Source organism: Hymenobacter terrigena (genome assembly GCF_054776515.1).
The window spans coordinates 635,922-648,511 of the sequence record NZ_BAAHBU010000004.1 but is presented as its reverse complement, the minus strand read 5'-3'; the positions used below and the strand labels follow the sequence as shown (position 1 = coordinate 648,511).

The following is a 12,590-nucleotide window of genomic DNA, read 5'->3' as shown; positions in this document are numbered from 1 at the left end:
AACCTTTAGGTCCTCGGTGCGCATCAGTTGCAGGCGGGGCGTACCTTGGGGGGCCTTTGTTCTGCCCGCCGATATTTATGCTGCCGATACCAATACGCTGGTTGTTTTTTGCCCTGCTGCTGAGCAGCGCGCCGTTTCTTGGCCACGCCGGCGTTATTCGGGGCACGGTGAGCGGGGCCGATAAGGCCGGTCTGGCCTTCGCCAACGTGGCCGTGCGCGGCGCGGCCACCAGCACGGGGGCCAACGAGCAGGGGCAGTTTCAGCTGCGGCTGCCGGCCGGGCAGTACGAGCTGGTGTTTCAGTACGTGGGCTACAAGCAGCACATCGAGCCCGTGCGTGTGCCGGGCGGCGACTCCACGCTCACCGTCAACGTCACGCTTCAGCCCGAGGCCTACAACCTGGGCGAAGTGCTGGTGAAATCCTCCGACCGCGACCCGGCCTATGCCATCATCCAGGAGGCGCAGCAGTGGCGGGCCTACCACAAGCGCGAGGTGGCGGCCTACCGCGCCCGCATCTACATCAAAGCCCTGGGCCGCATCACCGACACGCCGGCCAAAATCATGGGCCTGTTCAAGCTGGGGCCGGACATCAAAAAAGGCATTTTCTACCTCTCCGAAACCGTGTCGGATTTCAGCTTCACGCAGCCCAATATCATCAAGGAGCGCATGTTGTCGAGCCGCATCAGCGGCGACTCGCGCGGCATCAGCTTCAACCGGGCCAGCGCGGGGCGCAACCTGAGCTTCTACGAAAACCTGATAAACCCGGGGTTCTCGGAGCGTGGGTTTGTGTCGCCCATCGCCGGCAACGCCATGCTGTTCTACAAGTACGAGCTGGTGGGCAGCACCCCGCAGGACGGCGTGCTGGTGCACAAAATCCGGGTACTGCCGCGCCGCCGCACCGACCCCGTTTTCGCCGGCTTCATCTACATCGTCGACGGCTCGTGGCGCATTCATTCCGTCGACTTGCACCTCGACAAAGACGCCCAGCTCGACTACGTAGACGAGCTGCACCTGGCCCAGCAGTACGCGCCCGCGCCCGGCAATCCCAACGTCTGGCTCATTCAGTCGCAGCAGGTAACGGCCAATCTGTCGGGGCTGGGTTTCAAAGGGTCAGGCTACATCACGGCTGTGCTTTCCAACTACGCCAACGTGGTGCCCACCTACCCCACGCCGCCCGCCCCCAAAGCCGCGCCGCCCGTGGTGGCCGAAGGCAAAAACGACGCCCCCGTGGGCCAGGAAACCGCCGCCCAAATCCGCAAGCGCAAGCCCGACCTGCGCGGCCTCAGCGCCCAGGTGCGCAAAAAAGTGAAGCAGGCCCAGCGCGATTCGCTCCACAACGACCCCTTCGCCCGGATGCCGCGCGGCGAGGTGCAGCTAGTGGAAAAAGGCGTGAACGAGCGCGACTCGGCCTACTGGGATGCCGTGCGCCCGGTGCCCCTCACGGCGGAGGAAAAGAAAGATTATCGCGTCAAGGACAGCACCGAAGTCATCCGCCGCTCGCGTCCCTACCAGGATTCGATGGACCGCAAGCGCAACGAGTTCGAGCCTATCAGCCTGCTGCTGGGCGGCTACACGCACGTCAACAGCTTTAAAAAGACGTCGTTCTACGTGCTGCCGGTGTCGCAGATTTTTCAGTACAACACCGTGGAAGGGGCCGTGCTCAACGCCCAGGCCACCTTCCGCAAGCGCACCGACGACCGACGGAATTTCAGCATCACGCCGGTGCTGCGCTACGGCTTCAGCAGCACCGAGCTGAACCCCAGCCTGGAGGCCAGCTGGCAGCTGCACCCGGCCCGCCGCCAGCAAATCGGCCTGAGGGCCGGCCGCACCATCGAGAATTTCGATAAAAACTCGCAGTTGACGCCGCTCATCAACACGGTGTACACGCTGTTTGACAACCGCAACTACGCCAAGCTCTACCGCCGCGACGGAGCCGAGCTGAGCTACCTCACCGAGCCGCTGACGGGCCTCACGCTGCTCAGCACCGCCGCCTATTTCGACCGCCACGAGCTGTACAACACCACCGACCGCTTGCTGCACGACGTGCCCGGCCGCGCCTTCACTTCCAACCGGCCCGTGAGCGACGAGCTGCCCGATACCGGCTTCGGCCGCAGCCGCATTCTCACCCTGGCGCTGTCGGCCGATTTCAAGCCCGGCCAGCGCTACATCAGTCGGCCCGATGGCCGATTCAACCTCGGCTCGAAATGGCCCACTTTCAATGTGCAGGGCCGCTTGGCTGTGCCGCACGCGCTGGGGGCCGATGTGCGCTACCTGCTGCTGCAGGCCGGCGTGCGCGATGCCGTGCCACTGGGGCTATTGGGCACCAGCAACTTCCGTGTGAATGTGGGCGGCTTCGTGGGCAAGCAGGAGGGGATGACCTTCATCGACTACCGCCACTTTTCCGGTAACCAAACCATCCTGAGTGGCAACTTCAGCCAGTTCCAGCTACTCGACTACTATCGCTTCAGCACCAACAACACCTACCTCGAAGCCCATTACGACCACCATTTCAACGGCTTCATCTTCAGTAAAGTCCCACTTTTCCGCAAGCTGAAATGGCAGGAAGTCGTGTCGCTCAACTACCTCACCACCGCCCAGGCTGGCCATTATGTGGAGCTGGGCGCGGGCGTGGAGCACATTCTGAAAGTGCTGCGGGTGGATTTCTACACCGCCCTGCAGAGCGGGGAACGGCTGGGCACGGGCGTGCGGATAGGGGTAGGTTTCTAGACCACGGATTCGCTCGGATTTTTCCGGATTTTACGGATTTTATGGACGAACTTCAACGACATTTTACTTTCGTTCAGAAGGTTTAATCATGGTTAAATCGTCCACAAAATCCGTGAAATCCGAAAAAATCCGAGCGAATCCGTGGTCCTAGGGGTTGCGGATGGCGCGCATCATGTTGGCCAGCGCGGCGGCCGGGTAGGCTTTGCCGCGTGAAATCACGGCATCAATTTTTTTGATGTTGGCGATGTCTTCCAACGGGTTGGCGGTCAGCAGCACCAGGTCGGCGTCTTTGCCGGGGGCAATGGCCACGGTTTGCTCGGCCACGCCCATGAAGCGGGCGCCGTTGAGGGTGGCGGCTTGCAGCGCCTGGAGCGGCGTGAGGCCGGCTTTCACCAGTAAAATCACCTCTTCCTGGAGCGAGGCTCCGGGGTAAACGAACGAGTTGAACGGGCCGCTATCCGAGCCGGCCAGCAGCGTGACGCCGGCCGCCTGCATGGTGGGAATCATGCTCATGAATTTGGCTTCCAACTTCTTGCTGAAATTCTGGCTGGCCAGCGGCTGCACGCGGGCGCTGGTGAGGCGGCGCTGATAGGTGGCCTGAATCCTGGGGTCGATGTAGGCCAGGAGGGTATCGCGGGCGTGGTCGTTTTCGGGAAGCTCCGTCAGCGTTTTGCCGATGTAGAGCGTGGGCACGGCGGCCGTGTGCCGCTTGGCCATGAGGGCAAAGATGCGGCTGGCGGCGGCCGGGCTGTAGGTGTCGTACACGGCCGGCAAGGTGGCAAACAGGCCCAGTGGCTTGCTCGTGCTCAGGCTGTTGCGCACCAGCGCGGTGAGGCTGTCTTCCTTGCCGGAGCAGGCTTTAAATAAGTAGTAGAGGTGCTCGGTGGCGTCGAGGCCGCGCTTCACGGCGTCGCTCAGCTTCACGGAGTAAGGCATGTGGCCGGTGGTTTTCAGGCCGCGCCGCTGGGCCTGCCGGATGGTTTCGAGGTAGGCCGCGCCCGAAATCTTGCTGTCGTAAATCTTCACGTAGTCCACCTTCAGCCGCTGCAAGGAGTCGAGCGCCTTGCTGATTTGGGCCTTGGTTTCGACTTCCAACGAGCCCGGCCAGTACGCGCCTGGCCCATCAATCTTGGGGCCGGAGGTGAAGATGCGCGGCCCCGCCAACCGGCCCGCGTCCATGTCGCGCCGCCACTGGAAGATGCTGGGCGTGAGGTCGCCGCCCGCGTCGCGCACCGTGGTGATGCCGTGGGCCAGAAACAGGGTCAGGCTTTTTTTATTGGCCGCGGCCAGACTGTCGCCGCCCCGGAAGTGCACGTGCATGTCCCACAGGCCGGGGATGAGGTAACGGCCGTTGCCGTTCACATACTGCCGGGCGGCGTAGCTGTCCTTGTCGGCCAGCTGCACGCTCACAATTTTGCCCTTCGCAATGGCCACCACCTGGTTGGGCGTGAGATGGCCCGTGCGCACGTCTACAATGGTTACGTGGTTGATAACCACGTCGTAAATCTCCAGTTTGGTGGGGCGGCGGGCGCAGGTGGTCAGCAGCGCAGCCGCCAGCAAACCAAAAACAACTCGGGACAATTTCATTGCGGGCGGTGACAAGCAGGGCCGGCAAAGTTAGGCCGGCAAGCGCACCGTGAACCGGGTGAATTTTCCTTCCTGCGTTTCCACCGTTAGCGTACCCTGGTGGCCCTTGGTAATAATATCGTACGCCAGCGACAGCCCCAGGCCGGTGCCATCGCCGGCTGGCTTGGTGGTGAAGAAGGGCTGAAACACCCGTTCCGCCACGTTGGCCGGGATACCGAAGCCATTGTCGCACACCTCCACTTCCACCCAGTCGCCCATGCGGCGCGTCTGCACGCTCACCTGGGGCTGGAAGCCGGGACCACTGGCTTGCTGATGCTGCCTAACCGCATAGAAGGCATTGGCAAACAGATTCAGTAGTGCCCGGCCCAGCTCCTGCGGCACAGCGGCCACGCTACCCACGGCGGGGTCGAAATGGGTTTCGAGCTCCACGGCGGGCGTGAGGTCCTGGCCGGGTGCGCCCTGGTAGGCCAGGCGCAGGTTTTCGGCAACGAGGGCGTTGAGGTCCGTGGGCACGGGCTGCCGGGGGCCGGGGCGGGCGTGGGCCAGCATATCGGCGATGATGGCCGAGGCCCGCTGCCCGTGTTCGCTGATTTCGCGCAGGTTCTGCTTCAGACCGTCCAGTATTTGCTGCTCCAGGCCGGCGGGGTGGGCTGCTGCCTCCCCATCGAGCAGGCCCGCACTCACATCGGCAAACTTGCGCATGAAGGCCAGCGGATTCTGCAGCTCGTTGGCAATGCCGGCCGACAGCTCGCCTACGAAAGCCCATTTCTCGGCCGCCACCAGCTGCGCCTGAATGGCGCGCACCTCCGTCAGGGCCTCATCCAGGGCGTTGCGCTGGGCTTCAATCTGGGCGTTGCGCTCGTTCAGCAGGCGGTTGGCGCGGCGCTGGCGGCGGTTGGCCCAGCCCAGCACCAGCGCCACCGTCAGCAGTACGCCCAACAGGGCTAGCAGGGCCGCCCGCTGGTAGCTGGCGGTTTGCTGCTCCTGCGCCGCGCGCTGCCGAAGCTGCTGCTGCTGCTCGCTAAAAGCCAGTAGCTCCAGTTGTTGAAATTTTTCGGGCCCAAAAAGGCTGTCGCGCGCCACCCCGGCCAGACTTTGGTAGTGAAACGCACTGTCCGGGCGCTGGCGGGCCTGGTAGAGCCGCGCCAGCAATGCCCCGGCGCCCATCACCGTGAGGCGGTAGGATACGGCCTGCGCGTTGCGCAATGCGGCGCGGGCGTGCAGCAAGCTCGAATCGGCCTGGTGCAACTGCTCAAACAGCAGAGCCATTTGGTAGTGCGCCATGGCCCGGTTGCGCAGGTCATTAGTCGTCTGCGTTTCGCGCAGTGCCCGGCGGTAGTAGGCAAAGGCTTCAGGGTAGTGACCGAGGCGGGCCTGCACCATGCCCATGTTGCGCAGGGCCAGGGCGACCACGGACAGCCGGGGCCGCAGGTTTCGGGCGAGGAGCATTTCGGCCCGTTGCTGGAGGGCCAACGCCGAATCGAGCTGGTTGAGCTTCTCGTAGCAATTGCCCAGGTTGGTGAGGGCGCCCGCCACCCACGGCAGCCGGTGCAGGCGGCGATACAGCGCTTCCGAAGCCCGGTAATACCCGATGGCCTGCGGGTACTGGCGCAGGTCGAGGCTGATGTTGCCCAGGCAATTGAGGTTGTAGGCTTCGCCTTCCGCGTCGTGGCTTTGGCGGCTTATCTGCAGGGCAATCAGCTGGTTGGCGTAGGCCTTGGGCAGGTCGCCGCGTTCGCGCAGCACCATGCCAATCATGCCCTGGGCGCGACCGCGGCCGCGGTCAAAATTCAACTGCCGCGCCAGCTGCCAGGCTTCCTGGGCCAGGTACATCGTCGAGTCGGGCTGCGAGGCGCGGTAGGTGCGGGCCAGTTCCAGCAATAGCAGCACCCGGGCCGAGTCGGCGGGAGTGCGGGCCAGTACGCGCCGCAGGCTATCAGTAGCCGGGGTTTGGGCATGAACACGATGCCCCCAGCCAGTGAGGGACAGCCATAGGAATAGCAGCAGCAGTCGCGCGGCTGGAACAGGCATTATAGAAGTGCGGAAAGGAACGGAAAGGAAGGTCGGCTTGCAAAAACCGGGCTAGGAAAGAGAGGAACGTCGCTACGGCTTGCGAATTGCTGGTAGTTACGTAAAAACGAAATATTAGGCTTGCCGACTAATTAGAAAACAGAATATTTTTCCGAATTAGTTGATAAAAAGTAAGAACATATTGATAAACAAGCCGCCGCAATGTGCTTCTTGCTCGTGCATCCGCACCAAGCCCTGATGCACGGCCTGTTTCACCTCGCCCGCCGGTTCCGGGGCCAGCTGCTCAAGCTTAAATGAGTAAAACACGGCTAACCTAGGATTGGCGGGCACAAAAAAGGTCCGCAATTGCGGACCTTTTTTGTGCCCGCCAGCCGCAGGCTTATCAACATTATCAACACCAGACCAGCCTCGGCAGCGGCGCTACAGGGGTTTCTTGCGCTCGGCCTGAAATTTCTTCAACTGCGGGTCGACCTGCTTTTTATCGCCCACAACCACAACGGTCATGGCCTCGGGGCGGATGTATTTGCGGGCGGTGGCGCTCACCTGCTGGGGCGTCACGGCGTTGATGTTCTGGACCTGCTCGGTAAGAAAACTGTCGGGCAGACCCTGCAAATCAAGATTGTTGAGCTGGCCGATGATGCCGCCGGGGCTGGAGTTGCGGAGCACAAACATGCCGCTCTCGTAATTCTGGATGCCTTTGAGCTCGGCCTCGGTGGGCGGCGTTTTTTGCAGGCGCTCCACTTCGTTCATGATTTCGCGCAGCGAATTGTAGGTGTCGGCGGTGGTCACGTCGGCATTTTCGCTCCAGTTGCCGGTGTGGTAGTGGGTTTCCAGGTAGCTGTAGGGCGAGTAGGTGTAGCCCTTGTCCTCCCGAATGTTGCGCGTGATGCGCGAGCCAAACGAGCCGCCGAGCAGCGAGTTCGTCACCCGCAGGCGGATGTAGTCGGGGCTGGTGGGGTCGGCGGCGGGCAGGCCCACCACAATGGTCGACTGCGGCGCGCTGGGACGGTCCTGGGTGAGAATGTCGCCTCTGGTCAGCGGCTTGGCCACTTCAATAAGCGGGGCCGGCCCCTTCGTGAAGTCTTTCCACGCGCTGGTAATGGCCTGGCGCAGCGCCGGCGCATCAAACAGCCCGGCCGCGTACACGCTGGTGCGCTGGGCACCGTATTGCTTTTGATAAAAGTTCTGCACTTGCTCCAGGGCCAGGGCATCGAGCTGCGCATCGGTGGGCAAGGGCCGGCCGTAGGGGTGGCTGCCGTAGATGGCGGCCGAAAACTTCTGGCGGGCCTGAGTACTGGGTTGGGCGCGGGCCAGGTTCATCTGCCGCTTCAGGTCGGTTTTGAGGCGGGGCAGCTCCGAGGCCGGTAGGGCGGGGTGCATCACCACCTCGGCCAGCAGGCTGGCCAGCTGCGGGGCGTATTCGCTCAGGCAGGAAGCCTGCAGCGTGGTTTGGTCAGCACCGGCCGAAATGTTGAGCACGCCGCCCATGCGGGCCACTTTCTCGGCCAGCTGGGTAGCCGTCATGGTGGGCGTACCCTCCTGCAACAGCTTGGCCAGCAGGTCGGCCACGGCCACTTCGTTGGCCGCCTCGTGCACGTTGCCCGCCTGAATGGCCACCATCATGGTCACTTTGGGCACCTGTCCGTAGGGCACCAGCCGGGCCTTCAGGCCGTTATCCAAGGTGAATTCTTCCTTGGCGGGCAAGGCAAAGTCGCGCGGGGCGCTGCCTTCGGGCGGGGTTTCCTTGGGAGCGGCAGGCGTATTGGCCGCAGCCACGGCCTTGCTTACGCTGGCGGCTCGTGTGGTGGCGGGCTTAGCCGAGGCTTTGGGTTTGGCGGGGGCTTTCTGGGCCTGCGCTCCTGGCGCGCCGCTGGCAACGAGGGCCGCACCGAGCAGCCCGATAAATAGCTTGTTCATGGCGATAGGAGGGAAGGCTAGCTCTTGGCCAGCGGGTTGACGGTGAGGATGGTGCGGTTGCCGGGGCGCAGGTATTCGCGGATGGTTTTCTGCATAAGCTCCGGCGTCACCTTGCGGAATTCGGCTTCGAGGCGGTTGATGCGCGCCGGGTCGTTGTCGAACAGCGCGAACGCGGCCAGCAAATCGGCCCGCCCGAAGTTGGTTGGCCCGCTCACCTGGTCATAAAAAGCCGAGCGGATTTTTACCAATGCCAAATCCAGCGTGGCCTGGTCGATACCTTTGCTGGTCAGCTGGTTAATTTCGTGGTCGAGCACGCCCACCACCGAGTCGGCCCGCACGGTGGGGTCGAATATCAGGTCGCCCATCCACAGCATGGGGCCATTATAATTGAACTGGTTGCCGAGGTAATTGATGCCGCCGCTCACGTTGTCGGAGTAGCCGCGCTTCTGCACCAGCGCCTGGTAGAGGCGGCTGTCGTTGCCCTGCAACAGAATCTGGTCCAGCATTATCATGGCATAGTATTCGGGCGTGTTGCGCTCGGGCATGTGGTAGGCAAAGGCCAGCGCCGGCTTGGTGGCCAGCTTGTCGTCCTTTGTGAAGCGCTGCTCCTGCTCCTGGCGGGGCTCCGCAATGTCGGGCTTGGGTGGCTGCGGGGCACTCGGAATGTTGCCGTAGTATTTCTGCACCCAGGCCTTGGCTTCGGCGGGCTCGAAGTCGCCCACCACGGCCAGCACGGCGTTGTTGGGGGCATAGTAGGTTTTGAAAAATTCCTTGGTATCGGTCAGGTTGGCCGCGTCCAGGTCTTTTAGGTCGCCGTAAAAATTGTGGGCGTTGTTCCAGTTCTTGTTGGCCTTCTGGGGCATGTCGAGCCACGGAAAGCCGCCGTAGGGCTGGTTGAGTACGTTCACGCGCACCTCGCTTTTCACCACGCCCTGCTGGTTGGTCAGGTTGCTTTGGTTGATGGCCAGCCCGCGCATCCGGTCGGCCTCGGCCCACAGAATGGTTTCGAGCTTGTTGCTGGGCACCACCTCAAAATAGTTGGTAAAATCGAACCGCGTCGAGCCGTTCAGCGACCCGCCGTTCTTCTGAATGAGCTGGATAAATTCGGCCTTGCCCAGGTTTTGGGAGCCCTGAAACATCAGGTGCTCAAACAAATGCGCAAAGCCGGTGCGGTTGCGCGGCTCGGTGCGGAAGCCCACCGCGTAGTAGGCCGCCACGGTGGCCGTGGGCGCGGTGTGGTCGGGCGAGAGCACCACCCGCAGCCCATTCGGCAGCGTGTAGTATTCCACCGGAATCTGGAAGGCCGGGCCGGCCGCTGCGGGCGACGTGGTAGCCACGCTGGTGGCGACTCCGGCCGCCGGGGCCGTCACCACCGACGTAGCCTGGTGACTGCACGCGCTCAGGACCAGCGCGACGGCCGGGGCCCATTGCCAGCCAAAGCGGAGGTTGTTCAACTGTCTCATAGGTGAAAAGGTGAAATGTGAAGAAAGTGTGTTCGATTTACACATTATTGCTGAAACATCGCGAATGCCGGCGGTGGAATGTTGCTCAGCCATCAGATGCGGCGCCCACATTCGGGGTTGCTCCACGGCCGGCCCAAGCTTTCGGGCGGTGAAACGCAACGCCGTTTTTTGCCGGACCTTTGCGCCATCATGCTCTTCCCCCGTTTCCTCGAACTGCCCGCCCTCGTACCTGGCCGCCTGCTGCAAGTCCCCGCCGATGCCACGGCCGAAGTGCGCCACCTGCTGCTCGATAGCCGCCGTGTGGGGCCGCCCGCCGGCGCCGTGTTCTTCGCCCTGCGCGGCCCCAGCCACGACGGCCACCGCTACCTGCCCGACCTCTACGCTCAGGGCGTGCGCCTGTTCATCGTGGAAGAAAGCGCGGCGCTGCCCGGCGGCCTGGCCGCGTATGCCGGGGCCGGCATTCTGGCCGTGGGTAGTCCGCTGGCGGCGCTGCAGGCCTTGGCCGCCGCGCACCGCGTCGAATTTCACGGCCCCGTTATCGGCATCACGGGCTCCAATGGCAAAACCATTGTGAAAGAGTGGCTGGCCCAGTTGCTGAGCCCCGACGAGGACATCTGCCGTTCGCCGCGCTCCTACAATTCGCAGGTGGGGGTGCCGCTGAGCGTGTGGGAGTTGAACCCCGAACGCCACACGCTGGGGATTTTTGAAGCCGGTATTTCGGAAGTAGGGGAGATGGCGCATCTGGCGAAAATCATCCGGCCCACGGAGGGCATTTTTACCAACCTCGGCACGGCCCACGACGCCGGTTTTGCCTCCGAGGAACAGAAGCTGCGGGAGAAACTGCAGCTGTTTCAAGGCCCGGGTTTTCAGCGGCTGTTCTACTGCGCCGACCAGCCGCAGGTGCGTACCGCCGTGGCCGCCCTGCACCTGCCCGGCTTCTGCTGGACGCGCCTGCCCCAGCAGCCCGCCGACCTGCGCTTCACCACCGAAGCCAGCCCCGCCCACGCCACCCACCTGCACGCCGACTACCCGGCCACCGGCCTCCGCGCCGCGTTCACGCTGCCCTTCGCCGACGAGCCTTCCCTCGAAAACGCGCTGCACTGCCTGGCCGTGCTGCTGCATCGGCAGGTAGAGCCGGCCGAGATTCAGCGCCGCTTGCTGCGCCTCCACCCCGTGGCCATGCGCCTGGAAATGAAGCTGGGCCGCCACGATTCCTACCTGCTCGACGACACTTATAACAACGACCTCGCCGGCCTGGCCCTGGCCCTCAATGCCCTGGCCCGGCAGTCGCGTCCCGGCCGCCGCACCCTTATTCTCAGCGATGTATTAGAATCCGGCCTGAGCAGCCCGGAGCTGTACGCCCGCGTGGCGGCCCTGCTGCCGGCAGCGGGCGTGAACCGGCTGGTAGGCATCGGCGAAGAGATTTCGTCGCAGTTAAGAGAGAAGCAGGAAGGGCTAAGAGTAGAAACGGCAAGAACAGCGTCTGACGACCGAGCTAGCCAACTCCTAACTCCTGCCTCTCAGCTTTTAACCGAATTCTACCCCACCACCGAAGCCTTCCTGGCTCAGCTTAACCCCACGGATTTCGCCCACGAAACCATCCTCATCAAAGGGGCGCGGCGCTTTGGTTTTGAGCGCATTGTGGCCGCCCTGCAGGCCCAGCAGCACGGCACGGTCCTCGAAGTTAACCTCGATGCTCTTAGCCACAACCTGCAGCACTACCGCCGTCAGTTGAGTCCCGGCACCAAACTCATGGTGATGGTGAAGGCCTTTGCCTACGGCGCGGGCTCCTACGAAGTAGCCAGCCTGCTCGAATTTCAGCGGGCCGATTACCTCGCCGTGGCCTACGCCGACGAAGGCGTGGCCCTGCGCGAAGCCGGCATCAGCCTGCCCATCATGGTGATGAACGCCGCGCCGGATGCCTTCGAAGCCCTGCGCCGCTACCGCCTGGAGCCCGAAATCTATTCCTTCGAGATGCTGGACGAGTACCTTGCCACCTTCTCTGGCTCATCCGACAGCACGCTTCCCATTCCCAAAATTCACCTCAAGCTCGATACCGGGATGCGTCGCCTCGGCTTCGACGAAGCCGACCTGCCCGCGCTCGCCGCCCGCTTGCGCCAGCATGCCGCCCGCCTGCCCGTGGCCAGCATGATGACCCACCTCGCCGCCGCCGACGAGCCTGGCCACGACGACTTCACCCACGAGCAACTGGCCGCCTTCCGCCGCATGACGGCCACGCTCGAAGCGGCCCTGGGCCATTCCGTGCTCAAGCACGCGCTGAACTCAGCCGGCATCCTGCGCTTCCCGGAGGCGCAGTTCAACATGGTGCGCCTCGGCATTGGCCTCTACGGAGTAGACGCCAGCAACACCGCCGACCCCGCTGCCCTGCGCCCCGTCAGCCAGCTGCGCACCACCATTTCCCAGATTAAAACCCTGCCCGCCGGCACCACCGTGGGCTACGGCCGCCGGGGCACGGCGGCTACTACCGAGCGCCGCATTGCCACGCTGGCCATTGGCTACGCCGATGGCTACGACCGCCGCTTCGGCAACGGCACAGGCACGGTGCTCGTCCACGGCCAGCCGGCCCCGCTGGTGGGCTCGGTGTGCATGGACATGTGCATGGTGGACGTGACCAACATCCCCGCCGCCCGGGCCGGCGATGTGGCCGTGGTCTTCGGCGAAGGGCTGCCGCTGCCGGAGTTGGCCGGCCGCATCGGCACCATCGCCTACGAATTGCTCACCAACGTGAGCGAGCGCGTGAAACGCATTTTTGTGAGCGAGTAAGTGCTGGCCCTCGCCGGCTTGAGGCACTGGCCAACGTGTGCAAGCTGCCGGGTTAGCCAGACGGATTCAGTCGGCAAAACGC

At 63.5% G+C, this 12,590-nt stretch carries 7 protein-coding genes; 2 read left to right on the top strand and 5 right to left on the bottom strand.

The window, feature by feature from the left end; all coding sequences use genetic code 11:
- Positions 1 to 77 precede the first annotated feature (77 nt).
- Positions 78 to 2,726 (top strand): DUF5686 and carboxypeptidase regulatory-like domain-containing protein, encoded by a 2,649-nt coding sequence (locus ACYU7Q_RS19135; RefSeq protein WP_460611062.1) that lies wholly within the window; start codon positions 78 to 80, stop codon positions 2,724 to 2,726.
- A gap of 147 nt (positions 2,727 to 2,873) precedes the next feature.
- Here ACYU7Q_RS19135 and ACYU7Q_RS19130 read toward each other — a convergent pair whose 3' ends face one another.
- The 5 genes from ACYU7Q_RS19130 to ACYU7Q_RS19110 form a co-directional block, all read right to left on the bottom strand.
- Positions 2,874 to 4,313: an amidohydrolase family protein gene (locus ACYU7Q_RS19130; protein ID WP_460611061.1), complete on the bottom strand. Its 1,440-nt coding sequence runs from the start codon at positions 4,311 to 4,313 to the stop codon at positions 2,874 to 2,876.
- Positions 4,314 to 4,343: 30 nt separating this feature from the next.
- Positions 4,344 to 6,344 (bottom strand): sensor histidine kinase, encoded by a 2,001-nt coding sequence (locus ACYU7Q_RS19125; RefSeq protein ID WP_460611060.1) that lies wholly within the window; start codon positions 6,342 to 6,344, stop codon positions 4,344 to 4,346.
- A 156-nt stretch (positions 6,345 to 6,500) separates the two neighbouring features.
- Complete coding sequence (locus tag ACYU7Q_RS19120; RefSeq protein WP_460611059.1) at positions 6,501 to 6,674, bottom strand: hypothetical protein; 174 nt, start codon at positions 6,672 to 6,674, stop codon at positions 6,501 to 6,503.
- Between the two features lie 90 nt (positions 6,675 to 6,764).
- Positions 6,765 to 8,261 carry a M16 family metallopeptidase gene (locus ACYU7Q_RS19115; RefSeq protein WP_460611058.1) on the bottom strand — a complete coding sequence of 499 codons (1,497 nt, stop codon included), beginning with the start codon at positions 8,259 to 8,261 and terminating at the stop codon, positions 6,765 to 6,767.
- Between the two features lie 17 nt (positions 8,262 to 8,278).
- The gene (locus ACYU7Q_RS19110) at positions 8,279 to 9,724 is read right to left on the bottom strand and encodes a M16 family metallopeptidase (protein ID WP_460611057.1); all 1,446 of its coding nucleotides are present in this window, start codon (positions 9,722 to 9,724) and stop codon (positions 8,279 to 8,281) included.
- A gap of 189 nt (positions 9,725 to 9,913) precedes the next feature.
- Between ACYU7Q_RS19110 and ACYU7Q_RS19105 the strand changes: the two genes are divergently transcribed.
- Positions 9,914 to 12,508: a type III PLP-dependent enzyme domain-containing protein gene (locus tag ACYU7Q_RS19105; RefSeq protein WP_460611056.1), complete on the top strand. Its 2,595-nt coding sequence runs from the start codon at positions 9,914 to 9,916 to the stop codon at positions 12,506 to 12,508.
- The last annotated feature ends 82 nt before the right edge of the window (positions 12,509 to 12,590 follow it).

What these genes read in the sequence shown, in the direction of transcription:
- ACYU7Q_RS19110 (WP_460611057.1), bottom strand. Translation starts at nt 9,724, where the DNA reads ATGAGACAGTTGAACAACCTCCGCTTTGGCTGGCAATGGGCCCCGGCC.
- ACYU7Q_RS19130 (WP_460611061.1), bottom strand. Translation starts at nt 4,313, where the DNA reads ATGAAATTGTCCCGAGTTGTTTTTGGTTTGCTGGCGGCTGCGCTGCTG.
- ACYU7Q_RS19105 (WP_460611056.1), top strand. Translation starts at nt 9,914, where the DNA reads ATGCTCTTCCCCCGTTTCCTCGAACTGCCCGCCCTCGTACCTGGCCGC.
- ACYU7Q_RS19115 (WP_460611058.1), bottom strand. Translation starts at nt 8,261, where the DNA reads ATGAACAAGCTATTTATCGGGCTGCTCGGTGCGGCCCTCGTTGCCAGC.
- ACYU7Q_RS19135 (WP_460611062.1), top strand. Translation starts at nt 78, where the DNA reads ATGCTGCCGATACCAATACGCTGGTTGTTTTTTGCCCTGCTGCTGAGC.
- ACYU7Q_RS19125 (WP_460611060.1), bottom strand. Translation starts at nt 6,344, where the DNA reads ATGCCTGTTCCAGCCGCGCGACTGCTGCTGCTATTCCTATGGCTGTCC.